This is a genomic window from Dactylosporangium sp. NPDC051087, from assembly GCF_055586325.1.
Genome location: NZ_JBVJIJ010000016.1, coordinates 35,710 through 58,063, shown reverse-complemented (window position 1 = coordinate 58,063; position 22,354 = coordinate 35,710). Strand labels below are relative to the sequence as shown.

Annotated in this window: 24 protein-coding genes; 10 read left to right on the top strand and 14 right to left on the bottom strand. The window is 72.0% G+C overall.

The window, feature by feature from the left end:
• Positions 1-160 precede the first annotated feature (160 nt).
• A complete protein-coding gene (locus ACZ6TV_RS29050; protein ID WP_465300464.1) occupies positions 161-1,399 on the top strand; it encodes a serine hydrolase domain-containing protein in 1,239 nt (412 codons plus the stop codon).
• 4 nt (positions 1,400-1,403) lie between these two features.
• On the opposite strand, the gene ACZ6TV_RS29045 is transcribed toward ACZ6TV_RS29050, so the two are convergent.
• On the bottom strand, positions 1,404-2,108 hold the full coding sequence (locus ACZ6TV_RS29045) for a DUF4097 family beta strand repeat-containing protein (RefSeq protein ID WP_465300463.1): 705 nt from the start codon (positions 2,106-2,108) through the stop codon (positions 1,404-1,406).
• Positions 2,109-2,159: 51 nt separating this feature from the next.
• Here ACZ6TV_RS29045 and ACZ6TV_RS29040 point away from each other — a divergent pair, with 51 nt between their 5' ends.
• The gene (locus tag ACZ6TV_RS29040) at positions 2,160-2,714 is read left to right on the top strand and encodes an O-methyltransferase (RefSeq protein WP_465300462.1); all 555 of its coding nucleotides are present in this window, start codon (positions 2,160-2,162) and stop codon (positions 2,712-2,714) included.
• Positions 2,715-3,021: 307 nt separating this feature from the next.
• Positions 3,022-3,501 carry an STAS domain-containing protein gene (locus ACZ6TV_RS29035; RefSeq protein ID WP_465300461.1) on the top strand — a complete coding sequence of 160 codons (480 nt, stop codon included), beginning with the start codon at positions 3,022-3,024 and terminating at the stop codon, positions 3,499-3,501.
• A 217-nt stretch (positions 3,502-3,718) separates the two neighbouring features.
• Here the strand turns inward: ACZ6TV_RS29035 and ACZ6TV_RS29030 are convergent, their stop codons facing one another.
• Positions 3,719-4,387 carry a pentapeptide repeat-containing protein gene (locus tag ACZ6TV_RS29030; RefSeq protein WP_354777927.1) on the bottom strand — a complete coding sequence of 223 codons (669 nt, stop codon included), beginning with the start codon at positions 4,385-4,387 and terminating at the stop codon, positions 3,719-3,721.
• A gap of 47 nt (positions 4,388-4,434) precedes the next feature.
• On the opposite strand from ACZ6TV_RS29030, the gene ACZ6TV_RS29025 reads away from it, so the two are divergent.
• The 4 genes from ACZ6TV_RS29025 to ACZ6TV_RS29010 all read left to right on the top strand — a co-directional run bounded on the left by ACZ6TV_RS29025 (position 4,435) and on the right by ACZ6TV_RS29010 (position 7,948).
• Complete coding sequence (locus ACZ6TV_RS29025) at positions 4,435-5,046, top strand: TetR/AcrR family transcriptional regulator (protein WP_465300460.1); 612 nt, start codon at positions 4,435-4,437, stop codon at positions 5,044-5,046.
• 106 nt (positions 5,047-5,152) lie between these two features.
• Complete coding sequence (locus ACZ6TV_RS29020) at positions 5,153-6,139, top strand: CAP domain-containing protein (protein WP_465300459.1); 987 nt, start codon at positions 5,153-5,155, stop codon at positions 6,137-6,139.
• 252 nt (positions 6,140-6,391) lie between these two features.
• Positions 6,392-7,279 (top strand): DUF4397 domain-containing protein, encoded by an 888-nt coding sequence (locus ACZ6TV_RS29015; RefSeq protein WP_465300458.1) that lies wholly within the window; start codon positions 6,392-6,394, stop codon positions 7,277-7,279.
• Between the two features lie 9 nt (positions 7,280-7,288).
• Complete coding sequence (locus ACZ6TV_RS29010; protein WP_465300457.1) at positions 7,289-7,948, top strand: class F sortase; 660 nt, start codon at positions 7,289-7,291, stop codon at positions 7,946-7,948.
• A 177-nt stretch (positions 7,949-8,125) separates the two neighbouring features.
• Here the strand turns inward: ACZ6TV_RS29010 and ACZ6TV_RS29005 are convergent, their stop codons facing one another.
• Both ACZ6TV_RS29005 and ACZ6TV_RS29000 read right to left on the bottom strand, forming a co-directional pair.
• A complete protein-coding gene (locus ACZ6TV_RS29005) occupies positions 8,126-8,308 on the bottom strand; it encodes a hypothetical protein (protein WP_465300456.1) in 183 nt (60 codons plus the stop codon).
• Positions 8,309-8,313: 5 nt separating this feature from the next.
• Positions 8,314-9,210: an AurF N-oxygenase family protein gene (locus ACZ6TV_RS29000; protein WP_465300455.1), complete on the bottom strand. Its 897-nt coding sequence runs from the start codon at positions 9,208-9,210 to the stop codon at positions 8,314-8,316.
• Between the two features lie 46 nt (positions 9,211-9,256).
• On the opposite strand from ACZ6TV_RS29000, the gene ACZ6TV_RS28995 reads away from it, so the two are divergent.
• Entirely contained in the window at positions 9,257-9,556 is a 300-nt protein-coding gene (locus tag ACZ6TV_RS28995) for a DUF4873 domain-containing protein (protein WP_465300454.1), read from the top strand.
• Between the two features lie 314 nt (positions 9,557-9,870).
• Here the strand turns inward: ACZ6TV_RS28995 and ACZ6TV_RS28990 are convergent, their stop codons facing one another.
• Positions 9,871-10,302 carry an SsgA family sporulation/cell division regulator gene (locus ACZ6TV_RS28990; protein WP_033356715.1) on the bottom strand — a complete coding sequence of 144 codons (432 nt, stop codon included), beginning with the start codon at positions 10,300-10,302 and terminating at the stop codon, positions 9,871-9,873.
• 272 nt (positions 10,303-10,574) lie between these two features.
• Between ACZ6TV_RS28990 and ACZ6TV_RS28985 the strand changes: the two genes are divergently transcribed.
• Positions 10,575-11,096 carry a TIGR02611 family protein gene (locus ACZ6TV_RS28985; protein WP_465300453.1) on the top strand — a complete coding sequence of 174 codons (522 nt, stop codon included), beginning with the start codon at positions 10,575-10,577 and terminating at the stop codon, positions 11,094-11,096.
• Between the two features lie 337 nt (positions 11,097-11,433).
• Positions 11,434-11,790, top strand: coding sequence for a histone-like nucleoid-structuring protein Lsr2 (locus ACZ6TV_RS28980; protein WP_344503368.1), 357 nt, complete (start codon positions 11,434-11,436; stop codon positions 11,788-11,790).
• A 111-nt stretch (positions 11,791-11,901) separates the two neighbouring features.
• Here the strand turns inward: ACZ6TV_RS28980 and ACZ6TV_RS28975 are convergent, their stop codons facing one another.
• The 9 genes from ACZ6TV_RS28975 to ACZ6TV_RS28935 form a co-directional block, all read right to left on the bottom strand.
• On the bottom strand, positions 11,902-12,900 hold the full coding sequence (locus tag ACZ6TV_RS28975; protein WP_465300452.1) for a LacI family DNA-binding transcriptional regulator: 999 nt from the start codon (positions 12,898-12,900) through the stop codon (positions 11,902-11,904).
• Positions 12,901-12,913: 13 nt separating this feature from the next.
• Positions 12,914-13,744 carry a carbohydrate ABC transporter permease gene (locus ACZ6TV_RS28970; protein ID WP_465300451.1) on the bottom strand — a complete coding sequence of 277 codons (831 nt, stop codon included), beginning with the start codon at positions 13,742-13,744 and terminating at the stop codon, positions 12,914-12,916.
• The gene (locus ACZ6TV_RS28965) at positions 13,734-14,618 is read right to left on the bottom strand and encodes a carbohydrate ABC transporter permease (RefSeq protein WP_465300450.1); all 885 of its coding nucleotides are present in this window, start codon (positions 14,616-14,618) and stop codon (positions 13,734-13,736) included. The genes ACZ6TV_RS28970 and ACZ6TV_RS28965 overlap by 11 nt, the downstream gene beginning before the upstream one ends.
• The gene (locus tag ACZ6TV_RS28960; protein WP_465300449.1) at positions 14,615-15,889 is read right to left on the bottom strand and encodes an ABC transporter substrate-binding protein; all 1,275 of its coding nucleotides are present in this window, start codon (positions 15,887-15,889) and stop codon (positions 14,615-14,617) included. The genes ACZ6TV_RS28965 and ACZ6TV_RS28960 overlap by 4 nt, the downstream gene beginning before the upstream one ends.
• A 26-nt stretch (positions 15,890-15,915) precedes the next feature.
• Positions 15,916-17,520 carry an FAD-dependent oxidoreductase gene (locus ACZ6TV_RS28955; protein WP_465300448.1) on the bottom strand — a complete coding sequence of 535 codons (1,605 nt, stop codon included), beginning with the start codon at positions 17,518-17,520 and terminating at the stop codon, positions 15,916-15,918.
• Positions 17,517-18,491: a LacI family DNA-binding transcriptional regulator gene (locus ACZ6TV_RS28950; protein ID WP_465300447.1), complete on the bottom strand. Its 975-nt coding sequence runs from the start codon at positions 18,489-18,491 to the stop codon at positions 17,517-17,519. Before ACZ6TV_RS28950 ends, ACZ6TV_RS28955 begins: the two co-directional genes overlap by 4 nt.
• Positions 18,492-18,681: 190 nt before the next feature.
• Positions 18,682-20,808 (bottom strand): xanthine dehydrogenase family protein molybdopterin-binding subunit, encoded by a 2,127-nt coding sequence (locus tag ACZ6TV_RS28945; protein ID WP_465300446.1) that lies wholly within the window; start codon positions 20,806-20,808, stop codon positions 18,682-18,684.
• Positions 20,805-21,791 (bottom strand): FAD binding domain-containing protein, encoded by a 987-nt coding sequence (locus ACZ6TV_RS28940; RefSeq protein ID WP_465300445.1) that lies wholly within the window; start codon positions 21,789-21,791, stop codon positions 20,805-20,807. Before ACZ6TV_RS28940 ends, ACZ6TV_RS28945 begins: the two co-directional genes overlap by 4 nt.
• A complete protein-coding gene (locus ACZ6TV_RS28935) occupies positions 21,788-22,315 on the bottom strand; it encodes a (2Fe-2S)-binding protein (protein WP_465300444.1) in 528 nt (175 codons plus the stop codon). The genes ACZ6TV_RS28940 and ACZ6TV_RS28935 overlap by 4 nt, the downstream gene beginning before the upstream one ends.
• Positions 22,316-22,354: the final 39 nt, after the last annotated feature.

The following is a 22,354-nucleotide window of genomic DNA, read 5'->3' as shown; positions in this document are numbered from 1 at the left end:
CGCCGACCTCCCGCGCGCATCGGCCGCGCGCGGGGTCTCGCGCCGGGTCGCTAGTCGGTTCGCCTGTCGGGCTGGTCTCGTGTCAGCCCGGCTTGGGTCAGGTTGGTCTCGCGCCGGGCGGTCTCGCGCTGGAGGTGAACTCGCGTTTAGGCTGCCGGGCGTGAGTATCGAACGTGAGGTCGCGCCCGGGGAAGTCGGCATCGACGCGAAGCGGCTGGATGTGCTGGACGCGCACTTCGCGCGCTACGTCGACGACGGGCGGCTGGCGGGGTGGCAGCTGGTCGTCAGCCGGGACGGGCGGGTGGCGCACGCTTCGACGTACGGGCAGCGGGACATGGAGGCCGGGTTGCCGGTCGAGGCAGACACGCTGTGGCGGATCTACTCGATGTCGAAGCCGATCACCTCCGTCGCCGCGATGATGCTCTGGGAAGAGGGGCGGTTCGAGCTGACCGACCCGATCAGCCGGTGGCTGCCCGAGTTCGCCCAGTCGCAGGTGTACGACCGGGGCTCCGCCGGGGCGCCGTTCACGGTGCCGGCGGCCGAGCCGATCCGGGTGTGGCACCTGTTGACGCACACGTCGGGCCTGACGTACGGGTTCCTGCAGACCTCGGTCGTCGACGCGCTGTACCGCAAGGCCGGGTACGACATCCTGCCCAAGACGGGTGTCGATCTGGCGGAGTCCAGCCGGGACTGGGCGGCGCTGCCGCTGCTCTTCCAGCCCGGGACGCGGTGGGGGTACGGCGTGTCCACCGACGTCCTCGGGCGGCTCGTCGAGGTCGTCGCGGGGCAGCCGCTCGGGGACTTCCTGCGGGAGAGGATCTTCGAGCCGCTGGGGATGACGGACACCCGGTGGTCGGTCGACCCGGAGGGGGACGACGCGAAGCGGCTCGCCGCGCTGTACGTGCCCGGTCCCGCGGACGGCAGGGCGGTCCGGTTCGACGTGATCGGCAGGCACGCCCTCGACGAGCCCGCCATGCAGTCCGGTGGGGGCGGGCTGATCTCCACCGCCGCGGACTACCAGCGGTTCACCGCGATGCTGCTGCGGGAGGGCGCGGGCCCGGACGGGACGTTGCTGAGCAGCAGGACCGTGCGGTTCATGACGCGCAACCATCTGCCCGGCGGCGTCGACCTCGACCGGTTGCAGACCGGCGGCTTCGCCGAGACCACGTTCGAGGGGGTCGGGTTCGGGCTCGGCTTCGCCGTGGTCCGGGATCCGGTGCCGGCGAGGACGCCCAGCTCACCGGGGACGTACTACTGGGGCGGCGCGGCCAGCACCGCCTTCTGGATCGACCCCGCGGAGCGGCTCACGGTCGAGTTCTACACGCAGCTGCTGCCGTCCAGCACCCACCCGATCCGGCCCCAGCTGCGCCAGCTCATCTACTCGGCGCTCACGGACTGACGCGTCAGCCGAACTTCAGGTCCCCGCCGCCGGTGACCACGTGCACCTTGTGCACGGAGGCGGCCTCCGACTTCACGGTGCCGGACTGCTGGCCGCCGTCGAGCTCCACGTCCAGGGCGTAGCCGGTGGCGGTCAGCTTGAGCGTCACGTCGGCGCCGCCGCTGTCCACGTCGATGCGGTCGGGGGCCTGCGCCATGGTCAGCTGGACGGCGCCGCCGCCGGTGCGGGCGGTCAGCTCCGGCGGGGCCAGGCCCTCGCCGGTCAGCGCCCCGCCGTCGGAGGACACGTCGATGATGCCGGTCAGGCCGGCGAGGGAGATCGCACCGCCCGCGCTGTCGAGCCGCACGCTGAGCGTCGACGGGATCTCCACCGTGTACGAGATGGAGCAGTCGCCGCTCTTGCAGCCGGTCGACGTGAGGACGAGCTCGCCGCCCTCGACGCTCTGCTTGCGGCCGGGCTTGTCGGTCTTGAACTTGGCGGTCTCCGTCACCTTGATCGTCGGTCCGGAGCCGACCTTCACCGTGATCGCGCCGCCCGCGCTGTCCACCTCGACGACGCTGACGTCGTCCTTGACCTCGAACGTGCTGGTGGCGGACTGCTCGCCGCCGCCGGTCGCCGGCGGGGTGTCGGACGAGCCGCAGCCGGCGAGGGCCACCGGCGTCGCGAGGGCCAGCAGGGATGCGAGCGTCAGGATCCGCGGTGACTTCACGGACGTCAGCTTCGCACGGGCCGCCGGTCCCCGTTCGATAGGGTCGGCGGCATGAATCTTGTCGATGCCGCGTATGCCCGCGCCGAGACCAGCGGCTTTCCGCTGTCCTGCGAACGCCCCGTCGGCCGTCTGCTCGCCACCCTCGCCGCGGGCGTCCGTCCCGGCGGCAACGTGCTCGAGCTCGGCACCGGCGCCGGGGTCGGGGTGGCGTGGATCGTCAGCGGGCTCGGGGAGCGCACCGACGTGACCGTGACGTCGATCGAGCTCGACGCGGAGACGGCCGCCGTCGCGGCGGCCGGGGCCTGGCCGTCCTTTGTGGACCTGCGGGTGACCGACGCCATGACGTTCCTGCCGACCGCGGTCGGCGCGTTCGACCTGATCTTCGCCGACGCGCGGGGCGGCAAGATCGAAGGGCTCGACCTGACCATCGCCGCGCTGCGCCCGCGCGGCGTCCTCGTCGTCGACGACATGCGGCCCGCGGACGGCTGGCCCGAGGACTTCGCGGCCCGCCAGGACGGCGTACGCCGGACGCTGCTGGACCACGACGACCTGGTGTCCGTCGAGCTCGACCACGGCTCCGGCATGGTGCTCAGCACCCGGCGCTGACTGTTTGTGCTGCTCACAGGCGGGTAACCGGGCGGAAGTCAGGCGCCGCCCGTGAGGAGTCGCCATGTCCACCGACGCCATCGTCGTGCTCGAGGAAGACCACAGGAACGTCAACCGGCTGTGCAAGGAGTTCAGGAGATCGGCGCCCGGACGCAGGAGCTCCGGCCCGGCGCGCCGACCACCCCGACCCAGCCGAAGGCCTTGAAGAAGGCCCTGGATGCGATGCGCGCATGACGGGTCGGCCCGTGCGGGGTCATCCGACCGAAGGAGACGATTGGAGCGGGGTGTGCCGGTACCGTCGAGTCCGATGAACGCCGTGGTGCTTGCCCTGCACGGGTTGCTCGTGGAAGGGACCGTCGAGACCGTCGAACCGGTGCTCGCCGGCTGTCTCGTCGCGGCCGAGCCGCGGCTCGTCCTGGACGTCTCCCAGGTGACGGTGTGCGACACCGCGGGCGCCGCCCTGCTTGTCAGGGTCGCCGACCTCGCCCGGCGGCGGGGCGGGGAGCTGCGGCTCGCCGCTCCTTCGCCCGCGATCCGGGCGTGGGCGCAGGTCGCCGTCGGGATGGACCGCATCGCCGCCTTCGTCAGCGTCGAGGGCGCGGTCGACGCCGACCCGCGTGACCTGCTGCCGGGCCCGGGTCAGGGCGCCGCGGACCTCGGCGCGGCCGCACCGCCGGCGCCGTGCGTCGACGAGCCCGTCCAGCCGCTGCGCCGCCGTCCCCGCTGGCGGGTCAACCCGTCGGCCCGCGGCAGGTCCCGCCGCGGCCCCGCATCCCCACGCCGATGACCCCACCGGGCGCGCCCGCCCGGCAAGCGCCCGCCCGGCGAATGCCCGCCCGACGAGCGACGAGCCAGACGAGCGAAAAGGGCCCGGCGAGCGACGAGCCAGACGAGCGACGAGCCAGACAAACGACGAGCCAGACAAACGACGAGCCAGACAAAGCGAAAAGGCCCGACGAGCGACGAGCCGGACAAGCGAAACGGCCTGGTGAACGCCGGGGAGGTCAGCCCTTCGGGCCGCGGACGACCACGCCGAGGTCGCGCATGACCGCGTCGGTGAGGCCCGGCAGCTGCGCCGGCTCGATCGTCACGCCGCGCAGGCTGCTCACGCCGCTGACCTCCGACAGCTGGTTGCCGCGCAGGTCGGCGCCGCGCAGGTCGCAGCTGGTGAAGGACATCTGCCGCAGCCGGCAGCCCGACATCGCCGCCTGTGGCAGCACGCAGTCCCGGAACGTGGTGTTGACCAGGACGCACCCGACGAACCCGGTCGGGCCGATGGTGGTGATGTCGTCGAGGTTGGCGGCGTCCAGGCGGCACCCCTCGAACAGGACGTCGCCGAACCGCGACTCCGCGATGTGCGCCCAGGTGAGCTTGCAGTTGACGAAGTGGACCCGCTCGACGGTCAGCCCGGTCAGCCGCGCCGCGCTGAAGTCGACCTTCTCGAAGCGGCAGCCGGACACCGTCACGTCCTCCCAGACGGCCCCGTTGAGGTCGAGATTCTCCAGGTGGGAGCGGCGCAGCCGGGCGTCGATGAGGGTGGTGCGGATGGCGCGGCCGGTCTGCACGTGGGCGTCGTTGAGGTTGCCGCCCCACGGCGCGCTGACCGGCTCGAGCTCACCCAGGTCGATGACGGGGAGATCGATGTCGAGTTCATGCACGGTGCGCAGTGCCACGCACCTCACCGTACACACGTAGGCTGATCAGTCATGAGCGGTGCGTCATGAGTGAGGCGGTCGTCGGGCAGCGCAGGATCGACGGTCGCACCCTGCGCGCGGAGCGGACCCGGCGGGCCATCGTCGACGCCCACCTCGCGCTGCTGGAGGAGGGCGACCTCAAGCCGACGGCGGAGCGGATCGCCGAGCGGGCGGGGGTGTCCCTGCGCGCGCTGTGGACCAACTTCAAGGACATGGAGCGGTTGTTCGCCGCGGCCGGCTCGCGCCTCATGGAGCGGCAGGCCGCCGAGCACCGTCCGGTCCCGCAGGACCTGCCCCTGTCCGAGCGCATCGAGGCGTACTGCGAGCAGCGCGCCCGGCTGCTGGAGCTGATCGCCCCGGCGGCCCGCGCGGCCCGGCTGCGGGAGCCGTTCTCGGCGGCGCTGCGGCACAACCGGACCTGGTATGTCACGAACGCCCGCGAGGAGCTGGAGAAGCTCTTCGTCGCCGAGCTGGACGGCACCGGCGCCGCCCGTGAGGACACCCTGCACGCGCTGACGGTCGCGACGACGTTCGCGTCGTGGTCGATGCTGCGCGACGAGCTGCATCTGGACGTCCCCGCGGCGACCGGGGTGCTGCGCCGCGCCGTGACGGCGTTGCTCTGCGCGACCGAGGCATAAGTTTCGCTTAGATCGTCGTGAAATCGGCGTCGCTGGTTGGAATCGACGGCGGAGCGCCTCATAGGCTCGCATGCGTTTGTGTCGTCTGTGCCTCAGGAGGCAGCTGGTGTCCGCGTTCGGCCCGTACGACGCCCGCAACACCGAGCCCGCCCACCACGACGCCGGCCACGGCGCCAACTGGTACGGCGCCGCCGGCCATGACAACGCCGGCTTCGGCAACACCGGCTACGGCGACCCGGGCCACGGCAACGGCGGCAACGGCGACCAGGGCTACAGCGACGCCGGCTACGGTGACCCGGGTTACGGCAACGCCGGCTACGGCGAGGCCGGTCACGGGCAGGCGCCCGAGGTGGACGAGCACGAGCCCCGGCACCGCCGCGGCACCCGGCTGGCCGTGATCGTCGGCGTCGGGGTCGCCGCGCTGCTCGTCGTGGGCGCGACCGCGTTCGGCGGCGCCGTGCTGCTCGGCAACCGGAGCGACACCGGCGACGCGGCCCGGACCTCGGTCGCGGGCGACGCGACCGGCGACCCGGCGAACGCCGGCGACATGAGCGGCGGCGACCCGTCGGGCGCCGCGCCGTCCGGCGGGGTCGAGGGCGCGACCGCCTCGCCCGCCCCGACGACCCCCGCGTCCTCGGCCGCGCCGACGAAGGCGGCGACCACGCCGCCGGCGAAGCCGAAGACGACGGCCCCGGCCGCCGGCGGCAACACCTCCTACGAGGCGCAGGTCCTCGCCATCGTCAACACCGAGCGCGCGAAGGCCGGCTGCAAGCCGCTGGCGTACAACGCGAAGCTCACCACCGCGGCCCGCAAGCACTCGCAGGACATGGCCACCAACGACTACTTCTCGCACGACTCGCAGGACGGCACCAGCTTCGCCACCCGCATCACGAACGCGGGTTACAAGTGGTCCGGCGCGGCGGAGAACATCGCGAAGGGGCAGCGCACGCCGGCCGACGTCATGAACGCGTGGATGAACAGCGCCGGTCACCGGGCCAACATCCTCAACTGCGGGCTGAAGGACCTCGGCGTCGGCCTCGCGTACCAGGGCAAGACCCCGATCTGGACCCAGGACTTCGGCAGCCCCCGGTAGGGCACCAGCAGGGCACCGGTGCGGGCGGGCCGTCAGCCCGGACGGCCCGCGGCAAGACAGTGATCGTTACCGATGAGTAACCCTCTCGTAGCGGAAAAGCACCGTCCGGTGGTTGCAATTCGGCGCGCCGTTCGGCATCGTGCACATCGGTCAGTGCTTATGGTGCCCGGGCGGATTACTCAACTGCCGTCGCTCGGGTGCGTAACACCCGCACCTCGAACCCCTCCGGGCGGGTCTCTTCGAGCAAAGGGCATGAACGTGATCGCTGCCTTCCTGCGACGGCGGGCCATGACACGCGTCGCGGCGCTCGCCGCGGCGGCACTCCTCGGTCTCGGCGCCTCGCTCGTCGGCGCCGCCCCGGCGTCGGCCGCCGGGGTCGGCTATGTGCGGCTCGCGCACCTGTCGCCGGACACCCCCGCCGTCGACGTCTACCTGAGCGCCGTCAACGGCTCGATGGCGACGCAGAAGTTCGACGCGGTCGGCTACGGCGTCGTGTCGAAGTACCTGCCGCTCGCCCCCGGCACCTACGCGGTCGCGATGCGGCTGCCCGGCGCCGCCGCGGACAGCCCGCCCGTGCTGAGCACCCAGGCGACGGTCGTGGAGGGCAAGGCCTACACCGTCGCGGGCGTCGGCAAGTTCGCCGACCTCGGCCTGCGGGTCATCCCCGACGACCTGGCGCTGCCGGACCCGGGCAAGGCCAAGGTTCGCGTCGTGCAGGCCTCGGTGAAGCAGCCGACGCTCGACGTCGCGATCGCGGGCGGCGCGAAGATCGCCGGCGAGGTGCAGTTCGCCACGACCACCGACTACCAGGTGGTCGACCCGGGCAAGTGGACGCTGCGGCTCTCCGCGCCGAGCGTCACCACCGCCGCGACCACGGTCAGCGCGCCGCTCAAGGCCGGCGCCGTCTACTCGCTGATCGTCCTGGACGGCAAGAACGGCCTGACCGCCCAGCTGCGGACCGACGCGACCAGCAACGGCGTGCCCGCGGGCGGCGTCGACACCGGTGGCGGCGGCACCGCGCAGGACGGCTCCGGCGTCTGGCTGCCGGTCTTCGGCGGCGCCGCGCTGCTGGTCGTGCTGATCTCGGCCGGCCTGGTGGTCCTGCGCCGCCGGCACCGGGTCGCGGCGCCGCTGCAATAGCCCAGCCGCATGGTCAGGTCCGCCGGTCAGGTCGTCAGGCACCGTGCCTTCCGCCTGAGCCCCGGCCGGCGGCGGACCGTGACGCTCATCGCCTGCGTCCTCGCGCTCGCCGCGCCGGTCTACATCGGCGCGGCGACGCTCGTCGGCCGCCGGGTCGACATCGACGCCGGCGAGTCCACCTGGATCGTGCCGCACCGCATCGACCTGGCGCCCCTCGCCGACGACGCCGCGCAGGCACCGCCGACGAGGTTGCGGATCGCCTCGCTGGGGGTCGACACCGGGCTGGAGTCGCTGACCGTCGACCCGCGGGGCGAGCTGCAGAGCCCCAAGGTGTACGACGAGGCCGGCTGGTTCGCCGCCGGCACCGCGCCCGGTGACCCGGGGCCGGCGGTCCTGGCCGGGCACGTCGACTCGAAGACCGGACCGGCGGTGTTCTACAAGCTGCACGAGCTGAAGGCCGGCGACCGGGTCGAGGTGGAGCGCGGCGGCGCGTGGCTCACCTTCACGGTGACGGCCCGCGAGCACTACGCGAAGGCCAGGTTTCCCAGCGCGAAGGTCTACGGGCCGACGCCGCTGCCGGAGCTGCGGCTCATCACGTGCGGCGGCGAGTTCGACGCCGCCCGGCACTCATACCGCGAGAACATCGTGGTCTACGCGGTGCTGAGCTAGAAAAGTTTAGGGTCGGTGTGCCAGGTCGCCTCGCGGCGATAGGCGCATCACGGCTCCAGCCGAACGGTATTCCGTGAAGGCAGTGTGGTGAGGCCCGGGGACACACAGCACACCGACTCACTAGACAGTAGCGCGCCCGACACGCATCGTCCCGTGATCTGGGTCTCTCAACGCCTTTCAGCGACGCCGGACGCCCCGGAGGAAGAGCACCGCGCCGACGATCGCCGCGATCGGGCCGACGGCCGCCCAGATCGCGTGGCCCGACATCGCGCTGCCGCCCAGCAGGTTGAGCCCCTGCAGGGTCCAGACGATGCCGGAGAGGACCAGCAGGGCGCCGACGACCACCAGAACCCATCTCATGGCGCTCACAGTAGCGCCGAGGACCGCCAAAGTCGCCTGGCTGGTCCGGCGACGAGCCCGAGCTCCTGCAGGTAGGTCGTGACCCGCTCCGCCGACCAGCGCAGCGTCTCCCGGAAGGCCGGGTTGCGCCACGCCGCCGCCCGTGCCCGGACCGGGTCGAGGCCGACCGCGGCGTAGGCGCCCGGGTGGATCAGCGAGTGGGTGACGGTCCACGCGGCCCGCCCGATCATCAGCCGCGAGTAGGCCAGGCTGACCGGGCCGGCCCCGGCGACCTGGCGGGCCAGCTCGTCGCGGGCGTAGCGGATGTGCCGCGCCTCCTCCACGACGTGGATCCGCGACACCATCCGCACGAGGGGCTGGAGGCTGTCGTCGGCCATGGCCTCGCGCTGCAGGGCGTCGAGGATCTCCTCGGCGATGAGCGCGGCGGCGAACGTCTGCACCCCGCCGGCGGTCGCGCCGAGATACCTGCCGAGCGCGCGCTCCAGGGGCGCGGGCCGGTACGCGGGCGTGCCGAACGCCTCGATCATCCGCGCGAACATGATCGAGTGCCGGCACTCGTCGCCGACCTCGGTGAGCGCGTACTGCACGTGACCGGTGCGCGGGTCCTGGTCGCTGACGTGCCGCAGCAGCAGCCGCATGAGCAGCATCTCGAACCAGATGCCGACGCTGGCGATGCTGGCCACCTCGTGCTTGGACAGCTCGACGCGCTGCTCCCGGCTGAGCCCGTCCCACAGGGCGGTTCCGGCCAGTGACAGCCGGTGCTCGGGCGCGAACATGCGATCGGGGTCGAGCGGGGCCCGCCAGTCGATGTCGACGTCAGGGTCGTAGGAGTTGCCGGCGGAGATCTTCAGCAGCCGCGCGGCTGTGACCTCGCGGGCCTCGCGCTCGTCTGTTGTCGGCATCGCTGCTCCTTGACGGCTCCGGCAGGACTTGGTACTCATCAGTACCATGCCCGAGGAACCGACACCGGTCAAGGCCGAGCTGCTCGTCGACGGCGCCGCGCACGCCGTGGTGCTGCACCTGACCGGCCACTTCCAGCCGCTCGACGGGCGCTACCACTGGGGTGGCCGGATGAGCGGGGACGCCGTGGTGTCGGCGCTGGTGCCGGCGCTGGTGCGGGCGGGCCGCCGCGACGTGCTGCTGCGGTGCGCGCCCGCCGACCCGGTGCCGGCCCGGCTGCTGGAGGTGGACCCCTGGGGCAACGTCCGCTTCAGCGGCACGGGTGCCCCGCCGCACGGCGGCGCCTGAAGGGCCCGGCACAAGCGCCGCACGGCGGCGCCTGAAAAGGACCCGGCACGAGCGCCGAACGGCGGCGCCTGAAGGTCCGGTCACAGGCGCCGCATGGTGGTGCCTGAAGGGCCGGCACGAGGCCGGACGGCGGCGCCTGAAAGGCCCGGCACAAGCGTCGGGCGCCACCCCACGGCCGAACCCTTCCGCAGCTGGCGGGCTGCTGACGGAGGGTGGCCGCCGGTGTGGCGCCCGGCCGACGCGGTCCAGGTGGAGCAGGCTGGTCGGTGACCGTTCGGGCAACCGTGCCGGTCGACCAGTGAGGAGCCGTTCGGTCAGCGGCCGGCGAGGAGCCGGTTGACCGCGTTGTCGACGTCCAGGTGGTCCGTCTCGTGCCCGCGCGGCACGACGCTGTACGTCCGGCGCAGGAAGCGCACCAGCACGCTGCGTGGGACCTCGAACAGTGCGTTGCCGTCCGGTGAGGACAGCGCCAGTGCGACGAAGTCACCGCGCGGCCCGTTCCACGGCCAGACCCGCACGTCGCCGATGCCCGCGGGCTCGTCCAGGCCGGTGAACAGTAGCTCACGGGCGAAGGACCAGCTGACCGGCTCGCCCCCGGCCGACTCGGCGTGGAAGAGGACGTGCACCGCGTACGGGTCGTTCGGGTCGTATCGCAAGCTGGCTCGCACCGGCAATGCAGTCGCGTCGGGCGCGACGAGTCGTAGGGATGTCTCGACCTCGACGGTCGATGGTCGGATAGCGCTCATGTCGTACTCCCCCCGGCACCGCTGCGGAGCATGCCGTGCCCCGCCTCTCTTATGTTGAGGCGATTCCCAGTGTTACGCGTAGTGATTCTGCGATCTCACTCTGTAGTGTTTCTGGGCCCGATTTGCCGTCAACCGAACAACGTGCGCGCGATGTCCGGTTTTCAGTGCGTGACCGGGGTCCTTGACGTGACGTGTGGGCCGTACGTCAATTCATTCGGGTAACGTCCAGTGGTTCGTGGGAGTGACGGGTTATCCAGTGATGGGAACGGAAATTGCGCGACAGTGAGGCGGACGGGTCGGGCGTTACGCCTGATTCCGGACCGCTTGGCTCCCCACCGGGTGACTTCCGGCGTGTCGCTGCGCCGGAGCGGGGTGCCGAAGCGGGTAAAGGGACGCAGGAGGCCGCCGACTTCGAGGCCGGCCTGAGGCCCGGCGGGTTCTGGCGCCGGGTCGCACACAGGATGCTGGGCTGGCGCGAGCGGCTCTATGCGACGCGGATCGGCCGGTTCGGCGTCAAAATCGTGGTCGCGCTGGTCGGCACGCTCGTCATCGCCGTCGGCGTGGTGCTGTTGCCGCTGCCCGGGCCGGGCTGGCTCGTCATCCTCGGTGGGCTGGCGATCCTGGCCATGGAGTTCCACTGGGCCCGGCGGCTGCTGACGTTCACCAAGCGGCAACTGCAGCGCTGGACCCGCATGGTGCGGGAAGGCTCCTGGCTGGTCCGGATCGTCTCGGTCGCAGGCCTGCTCCTCGTCGTCGGCGCGGCGTTGCTGCTCTCGCTCCGGATGCTGGCCTGACCTCGCGGAAAGCGCCGGATGTCGGCCCGACCGCGCGAAAGCCTGCTTGCCTGACTTCACGACAGCGATCATGCGGGCGGCGAGGATGAGCCAAGGACATCCGGCCCGGGTGACTTGCCGGACCCGAACGCCTTAACCGATCGTGCGCGTTTCATGTTGTATGCGTTTCGAGACGGTGCGGATTCAGCGCCAGGTGAGCGAGAACGGTACGGTGGGAGTAATGTCGCCCCGATCGGGGGCTACTATCCCGCTGAGTATCTTGTTCGTGTCCAAATGATGCGGCACGCACGTGTCGATGATGCGGCACGCATTGGCAGCACCTGAAGAAAGGCCACTCATGGCGAAACGCGTCATCCACGAGCTGATCGACGACATCGACGGCAAGCCGGCCGCCGAGAGCATCGTGTTCGCGCTCGACGGCGTGCAGTACGAGATCGACCTGTCCGCCTCCAACGCCGCGAAGCTGCGCGACGCCGTCGCCCCGTTCGTCGCCGCCGCGACGAAAATCGGACGTGGCGGCGTGGTCAGCACCGTGCGCGGCCGGGAGGTGCGTGGCCGGGGCGTCACCCGCGGCGACCGCGACCAGAACCGTGCCATTCGGGAATGGGCGCAGGCCAAGGGGATCGACGTTTCCGACCGGGGCCGGATCAAGCAGGACGTGGTGGACCGCTACCACGCCGAGGCCGGCCGCTAAACACGATCAGCCGGCCCGCAATTTCGAGGGTCGGGCGAAACCGGTCGATGCAGCGTCGCATTTCCGGTGAGAAACGCGATCGAGCCGCGTCCCAGCAGGGGCGCGGCTCGATCACATTCGGCGGGAAACGGCGGCGAGGGTCGCGCCTTCATGGACCGTGCACGACAGCAACCGCTGCACGACACCACCACCCTCGATTGCGTCGGTCAGCTGGTCCACCGCCTGCCAGCCCATTTCCCGGCGCGGAATCCGCAGCCTGGTGATCGTCTCGTCGACCGGTCCGGCGCCGCTGGGCTCACCGAGCGCCACCACCGACACGTCCCCGGGCACCTCCCGGCCGTCCGCCCGCAGCGCCGCCACCAGGTCGACGGCCTCGGCGTGCTCCTCCAGGAACACGGCGGTGAGCCGCTCCCGCCCGATCGCCGCCGGCCATTCCCGCGCCGGTTGCGGCAGGTGTACCAGGTCCGCCCGGCCGTCGTGGAGGAAGCCGCGGAGCCGGTCGGCGTGCGACTCGGCGGGCCCGCCGGTGCCGAGGTAGCCCACCCGGGTGTGCCCGAGCGCGGCCGCCCGGTCCAGCAGCGCCGCGACCGCCGCGGGGTAGTCGGCGCCGACGTAGGGCACCGGCCCGCCGGCGTCGTCGCGCCGGCCGACGGACACGAACGCGTGCCCCTCGCCGACCAGCCGGCCCAGGTCGTCGCGGTCGACCCGGCGGCCGAGCAGGATCGTGCCGTCGGCGATCCCGATCCGGCTGTCGGCGTGGAAGATCCGCCGGCTCTCCGCGTGCGAGGTGAACAGCAGCAGGTCGCAGCCGAGCTGCTCGGCCCGCTGCTCGATGCCGACCAGGAACGGGTGGTAGAAGTCCGCCGCCGTCGAAGGGAACACCGGCTCGTACGTGAACACGCCCAGGATCCGGTTGCGTCCCGAGACGAGCCGCCGGGCCACCGGGTCGGCGACGTAGCCGGTGGCGCGGATCGCGTCGAGGACCCGTTGCCGGGTCTCGGGCGCGATCCGCACGTCGTCACCGGTGCGGTTGTTGAGCACCAGCGACACCGTCGCCTGGCTCACCCCCGTCATCCGCGCGATGTCCCGCTGCGTGACTCTTCTGCTCACGGACGAAGGTCTATCACCCTTTGAGCCCTGTGTGGGCGAGCCCTTCAACGAACTGGCGCTGGGCGATCACGAACACCACGAGCACCGGCAGCGCGGTCAGCGACGCGGCCGCCAGCTGTACGTCCCACATCGGGCCGCCGTACGCGTCGACGTACTGCGTCAGCGCCTGCGGCAGGGTGTACTTGTCCTTGCTCGACAGGTACACCACCGGCTCCAGGAACAGGTTCCAGCTGTTGAGGAACGTGAAGATGCCGACCGCCCCGAGCGCCGGGCGGGCCAGGGGCAGCGCGACCAGCCGGAACGTGGCGAACCGGCCGAGCCCGTCGACCCGCGCCGCCTCCTCCAGCTCCTTGGGCAGCGTGACGAAGAACTGCCGCATGATGAACGTCGCCAGGACGCTCGGCGCCCCGAAGATCGGCACCAGGATCAGCGGCCAGTGCGTGTCGATCAGCCCGAACCTGTTGAACAGCTGGAACAGCGGCACGATCGTCACCTCGCTCGGGATGAGCAGCCCGGTGAGCACGACCACGAACAGCGCGTTCTGCCCGGGGAACCGGATCCGCGCGAACGCGTAGCCGGCCAGCGACGCCACCGCCATCGTGCCGACGGTGACGATCGCGGCGATGTACAGGCTGTTCCAGTACTGCTCCGCGAACGGCTGCAGCCGGAACACCTCCCGGTACGCGCCGAAGTGCCATTCCGAGGGCAGCAGCTTCGGCGGGTAGGCGAAGATCTCGCTCGTCGACTTGAACGACGACGTGACCATCCACCAGGTCGGGAACACGAACGGCACGCACAGCACCGACAGCAGCCCGTACACGAGGACTTTCGTCTTACTGCTCATGGACGACCCACTTCCGGCGCAGCTGCCACTGCACGAGCGTCAGGACGAGGACGATTCCGAACAGCAGGATGGCCAGGGTCGAGCCGTAGCCGAAGTGGTGGAACTGGAAGGCCTGCTGGTAGAGGTAGTAGACGAGCACCGTCGTGGAGGTGCCGGGCCCGCCCTGGGTGAGCACGGCGATCTGCGCGAAGACCTGCAGCGACCCGACCACCGTGATGATCGACGTGAGCAGGATCGCGGGGCTGATCATCGGCACCGTGATCCGCCGGAAGCGGGTCCACGCCGAGGCGCCGTCCAGCTGCGCGGCCTCGTAGAGCTCGCCCGGTACACCTTGCAGCGCCGCCAGGAACAGCACCATGTTGAGCCCGACGTTCTTGAACACCTGCACCGCGATCACGGACACCATCGCGGTCGGCCCGGTCCGCAGCCAGTTGGGCCCCTCGATCCCGACGGTCTGCAGCAGCCCGTTGACGCCGCCGTTGGACTGCAGCAGGAAGCCCCACACGATCGTCCAGGCCACCAGCGACACGACGACGGGGGAGAAGAACAGCGTCCGGTACACCGCGAGGCCCCGCAGCCGCTGGTTCAGCAGCACCGCGAGCAGCAAGGCCAGGCTGAGGTTGAACACCACCAGGCCGACGGAGAAGATCCCGGTGGCCCGCAGCACCGACGGCAGCGTCGGGTCGTCCAGCAGGGCCTGGTAGTTCTCGCCGCCGACGAACTCGAAGCTGCCCGCCAGGACGTTCCACTCGTGCAGGCTGTACCAGAGCACCAGGCACAGCGGCGCGAAGACGAAGACGGCCGATCCGGCCAGCTGGGGGGCGATGAACAGCCACCCAGCCAGCCGGTCAGCGGTCTTGTTGCGAAGGTTCACTGCTTCGCCAGTTGCGGGGCGATCTTCGCGCACACGCCGGACAGCACCGCCTTGACGTCGGCCTGCGGCTGCCACAGCGGGTCGAGGCTCGCCCGGACGGTCTGCGACAGCTCGGCGAAGCCGGCGTGGCTGGGGCCGACGGCGCCCTTGGCGATCCCGTCGACGACGACCTTCTGCAGCTGGTCGGGCTTGAGCAGCGGGTTGGTCTTGGCCAGGGTCTCCGCGGTCTGCTGCGAGGTGCGCGGCGGCGGGAAGTACGCGGCGAGCTTCGCCGAGTTCGCCGGGTTGCTCATGAAGGCGAGGAACTCCTGCGCGGCGGCGGCGTGCCTGCCCTTCTTGAACACCCCGATGCCGGCCTGGCCGAACACCGCGTAGTCGCCGACCTTGCCCTTCGGCAGCGGCACCAGGTCCCAGGCGAACTGGTTCTTCAGCAGCGACGCCCGGCTGATCTGGGTGATCGTCATGGCGGCGTCACCGGCGAAGAAGTCGGCGCTGACACCCGGGCCGGGCAGCGCCTTGTCGGTGAAGATCGCCTTGTGCAGGGTGGTCATCGCCTCGACCATCTCGGGTTTGTCGAAGCCGCAGGTCTTGCCGTCGGCGCTCCACGCCTGCGCGCCCCAGCCGCCCCAGAAGCTGGCCAGGTTCTGCCACGACTTGTAGTCGAAGTCCCGCACGACCAGGCCGCCCTTGCCGGACTTCGCGTTGACCGCGGCCGCGGTCTCCAGCGCCGTGTCCCAGTTCCAGTTGCCGGCCGCGATCAGCTCGGCGGGGGTCTGCTTGCCGGCGGCCTTCACCAGGTCATTGTTGACGAAGACACCGAACGGCGAGGTGGAGAACGGGTAGGCGAACAGCTTCCCGTCGCTCTGCCACAGCTTCTTCGGGCTGGCGCCGAGGTCCTCGAACTGGTAGCCCGGGGTCTTCTTCAGCGTGTCGTCGAGCGGGACGAGCGCGCCGGAGGAGACGAAGTCGGGCGCGGAGTTCTCCAGGATCCACGCGAGGTCCGGCTGGTTGCCGCCGGCGATCTGGGTGGTCAGCGCGGTGGTGTACGTGTCGAACGGCAGCGAGTCGAACTTGATCTCGGTGACGTTCGGGTGGGCGGTCTTGTACTCGGCGGCGATCTCGTTGAACAGCTTCAGGTGGGCCTCGTTGGCGGTCCAGATCGTCATGCGCAACGACACCGGGCCGTCGTCCTTCGGTTCTTCCTTGGAACCGCACGCCGTGAGGGCGAGCAGGGCCGCGGTGGCCACCGCGATGGCTTGCTTCATTCGCATGGGGGTCTCCAGAAGTGGGGGTGTCTTCAGTAGGCGGTGACGTCGGGCCAGGCGAGCTCGACGCCGTCGTTCGTCAGGCGGGACTGGAACGCGGCGAGCAGCGACGGGTCGGCGCGGACGGCGCGGGGGGTGGTGCGCTCGTCCAGGCAGAACGCCGCCAGGGCGCCGGCCGCCTCGCCGATGTTCCATTCGACGGGGTGCAGCCGGTAACAGCCGTTGGTGATGTGGGTCGTGCCGAGGTTCTTCGCCGCCGGCAGGAGGTTGCTGACCCTGCGGGGGAGCAGGGCGCCGAGCGGGATCTGGAACGGGCTGGACGGCACGTCGATGTACGTGTCGCCGCCCGTGGAGGGGTGCAGGTCGATGCGGTACATGCCGACGCCGACGGAGTCCGGGTAGTTGACGCTGCCCTTGTCGCCGCGCACGGCGAAGGACAGGTCCTGCTCGACGATCGTGTAGTCGGCGAGGATGCGCCGCGACTCGCGCACGTACGGCGCCTGGGCCAGCCCGTCCGCCGATCCGGTGACGTCGCCGCGCAGCCGCAGCCCGGGGAAGCCGGTGCCGCCGTCGGGGCGGGGCGCCTCCGTCTGCAGCCAGTACAGCACCGACATCGACAGCTCCCGGGCGCGCGACAGGTGCTCACCGGCGTCGGGCACGTCGATGACCGGCGACTCGAAGTAGTCGATCATCGGCCAGTTGACGAGCGTGATGTCGCTGGCGTAGGCGCCGGGCGTGAACAGGTTGCGTGCCGCGATCCGCCGGAACGTCCACAGGTTCGCGTCGCCCGGGTTGAGCCGCTGGTCCGCCACGAGACCGACCGGCTGGTCGTCGGGGTTCGGGGTGAAGCTGCGCTCGGAGATCTCCAGGGTGCGCGGGTGCGGTGAGCGCCACGACAGCAGCGGACCGCCCCAGAACGGCGGCGTGTAGGCGCGCCAGAAGCCGTACGCGCCGGGCCGGTCGATCGTGTGGTCGCCGTCGACGTGGTCGATCGCGAAGCACACCGAGACCGCCTGCATGTTGCCCGGCTGCGCCGCCGCCGGCGCGCTCGGCTCGCCCGTGTCGTCCTGCGACTCGAAGCCCGTCACGTACTCGGTGCCGGTCAGCGGCAGCAGCTCGCCGGTCTCGGTGGCGTCCAGCACGTACCGCGCGGTGACGACGGTGCTCTCGCCGGTGTCGCGGTGCCGGCCCGTCACGGACGTGACCCGGTCGCCGTCGGTCTCGGCGCCGGTCGCCCGCCAGGGCTGCAGGACGGTGAGCCGGCCGCCGCCGCGGTACGGCTGCAGCATCGCCTCCAGGACGGCCTTCGCGACCGCGGGCTCGTGGCACAACCGGCTGACGCCGCCGGCGCCCGGGTTGAGGTGCGTCCAGCGCCGCGCCGCGTCGGTCAGCGGGTAGTAGCGCCGGTAGTAGTCGCGGATCCCGTCGCGCAGCGCCCGGTAGCTCGCGGTCACGCCGAACTGCTCGACCCAGGAGTGCTCGTCCGGCGGCACGGCCTGGCTGGTGAGCTGGCCGCCGATCCAGTCGAACTCCTCGGTGAGCACGACCGTCCGCCCGGCGCGCAGCGCGGCGAGCGCCGCCGCGACCCCGCCGAGCCCGCCGCCCACGACGAGCACGTCCGCCGTGATCTCCTTCACGTGTCTCTCCTCGATCTTGCTTGTTCCAGGGTTTCACCTGCGACGAGTTCGCAGGCCAGCAACGTCTGCCGGGCCGGCTGCCCGCCGACCAGGTCGACCAGGTGGTCGACGGCCTGCCAGCCCATCTCCCGCCGCGGCGTCCTGAAGCGGGTCACGTCCAGCGGCGGGGGAGTGGCGCCGGCCCGGGTCGGCTCGCCGAGCACGACCACCGAGACGTCCCGCGGCACCTCCCTGCCGTGGTGCCGGAGCGCGGCGATCAGCTCGGCGGCGTCCGCGGGCTCCTCCAGGAAGATCGCGGTGACGTCGTCGATCCTGTCGAGGGGCACGTCGCGGCGCTCGTGGGTGGCGTGGACGCCGGCGGCCAGGCACGCGTCGGCGAAGCCCCGCAGGCGGTCCAGGTGCGACTCGGCGGGTCCGCCGGTGCCGATGTACGCGAACCGCCGGTGGCCACGCGCGACGGCCGCCGCGACCAGTCGCGCGGTCGCCGCCTCGTAGTCGGCGCCCACGTACGGCACGTGGGGCGAGTCGCGCCGCCCGACGCTGACGAACGGGTGGTGCTCGCCGACGAGCCGGGCCAGCTCGTCCTTGCCGATCGACCGGCCCAGCACGATGCACCCGTCGGCGAGCCGCATCCGGTTCGGCCCCGAGGTGAACAGCAGCAGGTCGCAGCCGACCTGCTCGGCCCGCTGCTCGATGCCGACCAGGAACGGGTGGTAGAAGTCCGCGGTGGTGCTGGGGAAGACCGGCTCGTAGGTGAACACGCCGAGGATCCGGTTGCTGCGGTCGGCGAGCCGCCGTCCGACGACGTCGGCGACGTAGCCGGTGGCCCGGATCGCGTCGAGGACCCGCTGCCGCGTCTCCGGCGCGATCCGCACCCCGCTGTCGGCCCGGTCGTTCAGCACCACCGACACGGTCGCCTGGCTGACGCCGGTCATCCGCGCGATGTCGCGCTGCGTGACCCGACGTCCCACGGTGATCTCCTTGGATAATGCGTATCAGCACGCTCAGGCCACGAATCCTGCGCTCGTCCCGGCAGGCCCGTCAAGCTCCCGGAGCGCTTTCGTTACCGGTTCGCGTCCCTGACTAATACGCATTATCACTGGATGCCGGAAGCGGCCCCCCGACGTGTCGAGGGGCCGCGGATCAGGTCGTCGCGAACGGTCAGCGGGATCTGGGGACGAGGTGCTCCAGCCCGATCGGGAGGTCGCGGACGCGGATGCCCGTGGCGTGGTGGACGGCGTTGGCGACGGCGGCGGCGGTGCCGACGATGCCGATCTCGCCGATGCCCTTGACCCCCATGGGGTTGAGGTGGGGGTCGTGCTCGTCGAGCCAGGCGACCTCGATGCGGGGGACGTCGGCGTTGACCGCGACGTGGTACGCGGCCAGGTCGCCGGTCACGAAGTCGCCGGTGCGCGGGTCCATGACGGAGCGTTCGAGCAGGGCGCCCGACAGGCCCATCGTCATGCCGCCGAGCAGCTGCGAGCGGGCGGTCGTCGGGTTGACGATACGGCCGGCGGCGAACACGCCCAGGTGCCGGTCGACGCGGACCTCGCCCGTCACCGTGGACACCCGGACCTGGCAGAACTGGGCGCCGTACGCGTGCCGGGCGAACTCGGGCCGGTCCCGGACGTCGAGGGTGGTGTCGGCGCGGACGGCCACACCGCCGTCGGGGACCTGACCGCCGTGGTCGCGGTCGATGCGCTCGCGCAGCAGGCGGCACGCCTTGGTGACCGCCCAGCCCCACGACGCGGTGCCCATCGAGCCGCCCGCGACGGTGGCCGGGCCGATCGCCGAGTCGCCGACGGTGATGCCCACGCAGTGGGCGGGCACGTCGAGGGCGTCCGCGGCGATCTGGCGCAGGACGGTGCGGGCGCCGGTGCCGATGTCGGCGGCGTTGACCTCCACGTCGAAGCGCTGGTCCGCGGTCGCCCGGGCCAGGGCCGTGGACGGCCAGGTGATCGCCGGGTACGTCGAGGCCGCCACCCCGGTGCCGAGCAGCCACTCGCCGTCGCGGCGCACGGCCGGGCGCGGGTCACGCGCCGCCCAGCCGAAGCGTTCCGCGCCTTCCCGCAGGCATTCCACGAGGTGCCGGCTGGAGAACGGGATCCGCTCCTCCGGGTGTACCGGCGGCTCGTTGTCGATCCGCAGCTGCACGGGGTCCCAGTTGCCGGCGGACGCCAGCTCGTCGATCGCGGACTCCAGGGCGAACGCGCCCGGGCACTCGCCCGGTGCCCGCATCCACACCGGGGTCGGCACGTCCAGCGCCACGACGCGGTGGGTGGTGAGGCGGTTCGGCGCGGCGTACATGTGCCGCGACAGCACCGCGCTCTGCTCGACGAACTCCGCGAGCTGCGACGTCTGGCTGACCGCGTCGTGACCGACGGCGAGCAGGCGGCCCTGCGCGGTCGCCCCGAGCCGGATCCGCTGGATCGTCGGCGTGCGGTAGCCGGCGAGCGCGAACAGCTGCTGCCGGGTCAGCGCCAGCTTCACCGGCCGGCCGACGAGCCGCGCCGCCATCGCCGCGAGGACCGTGTTCGCCTTCGTCGCGGCCTTGCCGCCGAAGCCGCCGCCGACGTGCTCGTTGACCACCCGCACGGACTGCGGCGGCAGCCGGAACAGGCCGGCGAGCGCGTCGCGGACCGCCGTCGACGCCTGCGTCCCCTCGAAGACGACGAGGCAGCCGCGCTCCCAGAACGCGGTCGTCGCGTGCGGCTCCATCGCGCAGTGGTGCTCCGCCGGCGTGTGGTAGGTCGCGTCGACGCGGACCGACGCCGCGGCCAGCCCGGCGTCGACGTCGCCGATCGCGGACCTGGCCGGGTAGCCCGCGTTGACCTGCACCGGCTGGTACAGCGCGGGATGGTCGATGCGCAGCACGGTGTCGGCGGTGGTGCCGTCCTCACGGACCCGCACCAGGTCGGCGCCGGCCCGGGCGGCCTCCGGCGACGACGCCACGACGACCGCGACGACCTGCCCCCGGTAGGCGATCCGCGGCGACTGCAGGACCATCAGCTCCGGGTCGCCGACCGGCTCGAGGTGCGGCGCGTTGCCGTGCCAGAGGACCCCGAGGACCCCGTCCTCGGCGAGGGCGCGGGACGTGTCGACGTCGTGGACGACCCCGCGGGCCACCGTCGACTGGACCACCCACGCGTAGGCGGCGCCGGGCACCGGGTGGTCCGCGGCGTACGGCGCCCGCCCCGTCACCTTGTCCCACGCCTCGATGCGCGGGCTGCCGACACCGACGGCGGCGTGCGTCACCCGCTCGGAGGACGCGGACGTGAACGTGGTCACCAGCTGGCCTCCGTCATCCCCCGCAGGACCCCGACCGTGAGGTTGCGGATCAGCGGCACCTTGTACGCGTTGTCGCGCAACGGCCGCGCCGCCGCGAGCTCCTCGTCCGCGGCGCGTTCGAAGTTGTCGACCGTCGCGGTCGCGCCGTGCAGCATCCGTTCCGCCGCGTGCGCGCGCCACGGGCGGTGCGCCACGGCACCGAACGCCAGCCGCACGTCGCGGACGATCCCGTCGCGGACGTCGAGGGCGGCGGCGACCGACCCGGCGGCGAACGCGAACGACGAGCGGTCGCGCACCTTGCGGTACGTCGACAGCCGCGCGATCGGGGCGGGCGGCAGCAGCACGGCCGTGATCAGCGCCCCCGGCGGCAGGTTCGTGTCGCGTTCCGGGTGATCCCCGGGCAGCCGGAAGAGCTCGTGCACGCTCATGTCCGCGGGCCCGTCCGGGGTGAGCAGCTCGACCCGCGCGTCGACGAGCGCGAGGGCGACCGCGAGGTCCGACGGGTTCGTCGCGACGCACTGCGGCGAGCCGCCGAGGATCGCCAGGTCGCGGTGCTCGCCGTCGCGGGCGGCGCAGCCGGTGCCGGGCCGCCGCTTGTTGCACGCCTTGGTGACGTCGGTGAAGTACCGGCACCGGGTGCGCTGCAGCAGGTTCCCGCCGATCGTGGCCCGGTTGCGCAGCTGCGCCGACGCGCCCGACAGCAGCGCGAGGGCCACCGCCGGGAACCTGGTGCGCACCACCGGGTCGGTGGCGAGGTCGCTGTTGGCGGTGAGCGCGCCGACCCGGACCCCGCCGTCGGGCAGCGGCTCGATCTGCCGCAGCGGCAGGCCGCTGACGTCGACGAGCAGGTCGGGCACGGTGACGCCGAGCTTCATCAGGTCGACGATGTTGGTCCCGCCGGCCAGGAACGCCGCACCCGGGTGCGTCATCGTGGCGACGGCGGACTCCGGGCCGCCGGCCCGCTGGTACTCGAACGGCTTCACCGGGCCGCCACCTCCTGGATGGCGGCGACGATGTTGACGTACGCGCCGCAGCGGCAGATGTTGCCGGACATGCGCTCGCGGATCTCGTGCTCGTCGAGGTCCGCCTCCTGCTCCTCGGCCTCCTCGAGCATCCCGACCGCGGAGCAGATCTGCCCCGGGGTGCAGAAGCCGCACTGCAGCGCGTCGTGCGCCACGAACGCCTCCTGCATCGGGTGCAGCGTCGGCGGCTCGTCGGGCGGCGCCGCCGCGTGGATCGCGGTGCGGCTGCTGAGCCCCTCCACCGTCGTCACGGCCGCCGCGTCGCAGCTGACGGCGAGGATCAGGCAGCTGTTGACCCGCCGCCCGGCCAGCAGCACCGTGCAGGCCCCGCACTGGCCGTGGTCGCAGCCCTTCTTCGTGCCCGGCAGCGACACTTGTTCGCGGAGCACGTCGAGCAGGGTCGCCCGGTTGTCGACGCGCAGCTCGTACGTGTGACCGTTGACGTCGAGCGTGACGTCGCTCGTGAACTGTCTCTCCACGACCACGTCCTGCCCATCGGCGGCGCGCCCATGCCTCCCGGCGGG

Bases quoted from the DNA above. Each gene is read 5' to 3' on its own strand.
- ACZ6TV_RS29040 (WP_465300462.1), top strand. From the start codon at position 2,160: ATGAATCTTGTCGATGCCGCGTATGCCCGCGCCGAGACCAGCGGCTTT.
- ACZ6TV_RS29035 (WP_465300461.1), top strand. From the start codon at position 3,022: ATGAACGCCGTGGTGCTTGCCCTGCACGGGTTGCTCGTGGAAGGGACC.
- ACZ6TV_RS29025 (WP_465300460.1), top strand. From the start codon at position 4,435: ATGAGTGAGGCGGTCGTCGGGCAGCGCAGGATCGACGGTCGCACCCTG.
- ACZ6TV_RS29015 (WP_465300458.1), top strand. From the start codon at position 6,392: ATGAACGTGATCGCTGCCTTCCTGCGACGGCGGGCCATGACACGCGTC.
- ACZ6TV_RS29010 (WP_465300457.1), top strand. From the start codon at position 7,289: ATGGTCAGGTCCGCCGGTCAGGTCGTCAGGCACCGTGCCTTCCGCCTG.
- ACZ6TV_RS29005 (WP_465300456.1), bottom strand. From the start codon at position 8,308: ATGAGATGGGTTCTGGTGGTCGTCGGCGCCCTGCTGGTCCTCTCCGGC.
- ACZ6TV_RS29000 (WP_465300455.1), bottom strand. From the start codon at position 9,210: ATGCCGACAACAGACGAGCGCGAGGCCCGCGAGGTCACAGCCGCGCGG.
- ACZ6TV_RS28995 (WP_465300454.1), top strand. From the start codon at position 9,257: ATGCCCGAGGAACCGACACCGGTCAAGGCCGAGCTGCTCGTCGACGGC.
- ACZ6TV_RS28990 (WP_033356715.1), bottom strand. From the start codon at position 10,302: ATGAGCGCTATCCGACCATCGACCGTCGAGGTCGAGACATCCCTACGA.
- ACZ6TV_RS28980 (WP_344503368.1), top strand. From the start codon at position 11,434: ATGGCGAAACGCGTCATCCACGAGCTGATCGACGACATCGACGGCAAG.
- ACZ6TV_RS28970 (WP_465300451.1), bottom strand. From the start codon at position 13,744: ATGAGCAGTAAGACGAAAGTCCTCGTGTACGGGCTGCTGTCGGTGCTG.
- ACZ6TV_RS28960 (WP_465300449.1), bottom strand. From the start codon at position 15,889: ATGCGAATGAAGCAAGCCATCGCGGTGGCCACCGCGGCCCTGCTCGCC.